At 32.6% G+C, this 4,092-nt stretch carries 4 protein-coding genes; all 4 read right to left on the bottom strand.

Translation table 11 applies throughout. The features are described 5' to 3' along the window. Positions 1-497: hypothetical protein (locus tag ABX784_RS15895; protein ID WP_372656048.1), on the bottom strand; the 497-nt coding region annotated here is incomplete at its 3' end. Positions 498-778: 281 nt separating this feature from the next. Further along, entirely contained in the window at positions 779-1,903 is a 1,125-nt protein-coding gene (locus ABX784_RS15890) for a hypothetical protein (protein WP_372656047.1), read from the bottom strand. A 150-nt stretch (positions 1,904-2,053) separates the two neighbouring features. After that, on the bottom strand, positions 2,054-3,184 hold the full coding sequence (locus tag ABX784_RS15885) for a hypothetical protein (protein ID WP_372656046.1): 1,131 nt from the start codon (positions 3,182-3,184) through the stop codon (positions 2,054-2,056). Positions 3,185-3,319: 135 nt separating this feature from the next. Then, on the bottom strand, positions 3,320-4,092 hold a 773-nt coding region (locus ABX784_RS15880), incomplete at its 5' end, for a LysM peptidoglycan-binding domain-containing protein (RefSeq protein ID WP_372656045.1).

Genomic DNA, 4,092 nt, shown 5'->3' with positions numbered 1-4,092 from the left:
TCAGATTTAGTAGAATCTTTATCACCTTTAACATAAACTATATCAGCACCAAGAGACATATCATTAACTCTTGTTCCAAAGAACAGGTCGATCTGGTTATCACTTGTATCTAAAACCCCTGCTCCTGTAGTATTTGAACTACCAACAACTCTTAATAAAGCAGATGTGTTAGATTCTGCACCTAAGTAAACTCCGTAAGTATAACTCCCAGAAGTTTTAAGAAAACCACCTTCAGCTTGAGGCTTAGTGTCTTGGTCAACTGAAGAACGATTATCAGCATTTATAACATTACCAGCATTACCCCATTCAAAAATCATTTGATTAGAATGATTTACAATGTTACCTGCATTCAAGAAAATATTTCTATTATCATCAATATAATAAGAACCTTCATTATCAGTCTCATCCATTCCTAAAGCTAATAGTCTTGCTTTTGTTGCAAGCGCAGAATTAGACATTAAAGCAAGTGTCATCCCTAACAGTAAACTTTTTTTCATTAATACTCTCCTGTAAAATGTATCTATTATTATATAAATAAATTTGTTGTTATATAAATTGTCTGGTTTTATTTATTTAATGTCAAAGGATTATCATTAAATTTTCATTACTTACTATATATATAAACGAATACTGTAATTGATTGTAAAGATGTATTGATGTTGTTTAAAAATTAGAAATAAAAAAGGATAGAAAAATCGAAAGCCATTTTATTCATAAAAAAAGGCCTCACTAAAAGTGAGGCCTTCGATATTTAAATTAAACTAAATCATAATTTAAATTAGAACCAGTAAGAAACACCTACTCTAGTCATTAGGTTATCTAACTGAAGAGTTCCTGCAGTTCCTGTACCGATTGAACCATCAACTTTAAGCTTTCCAAAGTTAAGAGTTGCACCAGAAGTAACTGTTGTAGTGTTTGCCTTTGTAGTCTTTTTACCAGCGTTATCCTTGTCTGTATTAAGAAGAACATTTTGAGTAATAGCTCCTCTTAAAACTAGCCAAGAGTTTGCATCTGCTTCAAAACCAAGAGTAAGTGGTATGAAAGTTTCTTTAGCTTCAACAGTTGAAGTCGTCTTAGTTTCTTCTTTACCTGAAACATATGCAATATCCATATTTAATCTTGCAGTTGAAGATACTTCATGAATTCTACCAACACCAACAGTCATAGTTGTTTCTGTATACTCAGTCTTAGCGCCTGCAATAGTTGACTCGTAACCAGCCTTATCATAATCAGCATATAATTTAGAACCCATTAAGTTATAAGCAACACCAACATTTAAAGAGTTACCTTCTAACTTATCACCAGCAGCTCCTGTGCTATCCTGGAATACGTTACCTTTTGACTCATCAGAAAGTGTCATGTTAGCGTAGGCTTCAATATCACCCATCATCATACCAAGACCTAAACCAAAGTTGTCATGTTCTTGACTTACAGCTGCAGACTCATCTTTAGCTGATGCATAGTGAAGTCTCGCTCCCCACTGAACACCCATATCTCCACCAAAGAATAAATCTAAAGCATTGTCATGTTTTAAAAAGTTATACTCACCAGAATCTTTAATAGTGTCATCAGTCACTATATTTACTCTTGAAGCATTTTGAGAATCAATTTCTGAACCTAAATAAACACCGTAGTTAAACGATCCCATCTCTCTGAAGAATCCACCTTCTGCGTGTGGAGTTGTTTTAGAATCAGCTGCATCGTTAGCTGTACCCCATTCAGTAGTGATGTAGTTTTTGTGAGTGTTTACTTTAGAAGCATTTCTAAAAATGTTTCTTGCATCTTCAACATAAAAAGAACCTCTATCGTCGTTTTGACCAAGAGCTTCTAATCTTGCTTTTGAAGCGAATGCACTAGTTGAAAGTACTGCTAAACCTGTTGCGATTAGGATTTGCTTTTTCATCCAATCTTCTCCTTGAAGTTTGAGATTACGTTCCGTGTGTAATCTTTTTTTATTAATATGCATAAACTGCAATAAATTTTTCTATTAAATTTAATTTTCATTGCCTTTAAAATATTTGTCAACACCCTAAAATCATTTGTATCGAAAAAACTAAGACAATAAATTTTTAAACTGAAGTAAAACCTTCAACCCTCTAGAGAGATGCGTCAAACAATCCAAGGAATCTGCGTCACTATCGTCACTCTTATTTTCGTAGTAAAAAGGTGCGCTACTGCTTATGAAATACGCATTCTTTAAATAGGGTTGCCCTTCAAGAAAGAAGCTATCGTCAAATTCTAGACTATGAGTATTTTCAGTTAAAACAATAAATTCTCTCGCATTAATATCTTTAAAATGAGGGTATATTTTTTCTAAATTTCTTTTTAAAAGTCGTATTTTTTTAGAAATATCCTCTTCATTTGTGTCATTTACGTCTATAAAAGTTAAAAAGTGTCCCGTTTGAGGAGAATTTTCACTCTCACTTTTAGAGAATTCACAAATAAAATGACCCCAATCGTGTGTATAACTTAAAGGAATAAGTAATGTTTCATCCTGCTTAGTAATTTCTTTATCAAATTCTAGTTTTACGTGAAGAGCACAAGGAGTTTTAGTGCTTTCAACAAACTCTATAAACTCATTAGATAGCTTCTCTTTTGCAATTGATTCTTCGTAGAACTTCCACGGAGACTCAGACCAAACTAATTTCTTCGCAAAGATCTGTGTACCGTTTGAACACTCAATAACCCAAGTATCATCATCTTTAAAAATCTTAGTATAGATAAGGTCAATCTGATCTTCTTTAGCTTTTGTATAGAACTCATCATCACTAACAAAAGGGAATATCTTCTCTAGACTGTAGTCTGCTGCCGCAGTAGTAAAGAACTCTTCTCCCCACATAAGCTTCTCTGATTTACCTCTCCCACCGAAAGGCTTGAACTTCATGTCTTTATAGAACTTAGGTGTTTCTGTTTTTTCAACAATTTCAGCATGCTCAAATACATTCTTTAAGTAGCTTACATTCTCTTCACCACGTAATATATTTGGACCTAAAAAAGATGTACTTTCTTTAGTTAACATCTCTTTAGTTAGAATTTTAGTATTCTCATCTGCAAACTTATTTTTAAAAAATTCATAAGATGCAAGAGCAAATAAATCTCCACCGACAATTAAGTTGTCGACTTCAACTTTTGTTATATCTTTTATTTCTTCTTTTTTTAATTTCTTTAAGTCTGAATAGGCCATAGTTTTCTCTAGTGTATTTTATAAAATGTCAGTAATGATCGAATATTACCTCGACGACTTCTCAATTGTCATCTCTTAACGAAAGAAACCTGCTGATGCAGGTTTCTAAAGTAATTATAAATTTTAAATTGAATTTTATCTAATAGCTAACTTATCACCAGCTCTAATTTGTCTTCTATTTAATATAGAAAGATTAGACACAATCAATGTATCAAGATTTGTTTTTGTTTTTCTTGCCACAGACCATAAAGAATCTCCACGTCTAACAACATACCACTGAGATGGGTTCATTATTCTTTTACCTCTAGATTTAGCTATACGTAGCCTCTTTCTATAGTTTTTTCTTCTTACAACGACCTTACGAGGCTTTTCATAGAGATCTGCGTACATAGCATTCTTTCTAGATTGACCTTCTCTAAATGGAAGTAAGACAACACTTCCCTTCTTAAGTCTTTTATTTGCTCTTGTATCATTTAGACTACTTAGTACATACGATGCCTTTTTAATTTTAAACTTTCTAGCAACATCATTTAAGTTAGTTCTTTTTCCACGAATCTTATATTTTTGAAATGCCACCGCTTTATATTCTTTACTAGAACAACAAGCAACATAAGTATCTTTAAGTCCTGCAGGTATTCGAAGTGTATACTCCTTAGCATTAGGTGGAGTAAACCATCTTAAAATCTCAGGGTTTAAATACTGTATATCTTCAAAATCTAGACCTATATCTTTAGAGAATTCTACAAGGTCTGTTCCTCCAGGAACTTTTATTTCTTCAAAATCAATTGGATCATGGAAATCAATTTCATTAAATCCAAAGACTTTTAAATTTTTACCAATAATAGCAAGTGCCATAATCTTTGGAACATAGTTCTTAGTCTCTGGCTTTAAATATCTACCTTTTCTTA

Origin of the sequence: Halobacteriovorax sp., from assembly GCF_041587335.1 — a bacterium.
In the GTDB taxonomy this organism is placed as follows: domain Bacteria; phylum Bdellovibrionota; class Bacteriovoracia; order Bacteriovoracales; family Bacteriovoracaceae; genus Halobacteriovorax.
This window is presented reverse-complemented; position numbering and strand designations above follow the sequence as displayed.

Excerpts from the sequence above, each read along its gene's own strand:
- ABX784_RS15890 (WP_372656047.1), bottom strand. The coding sequence starts at position 1,903 with ATGAAAAAGCAAATCCTAATCGCAACAGGTTTAGCAGTACTTTCAACT.
- ABX784_RS15885 (WP_372656046.1), bottom strand. The coding sequence starts at position 3,184 with ATGGCCTATTCAGACTTAAAGAAATTAAAAAAAGAAGAAATAAAAGAT.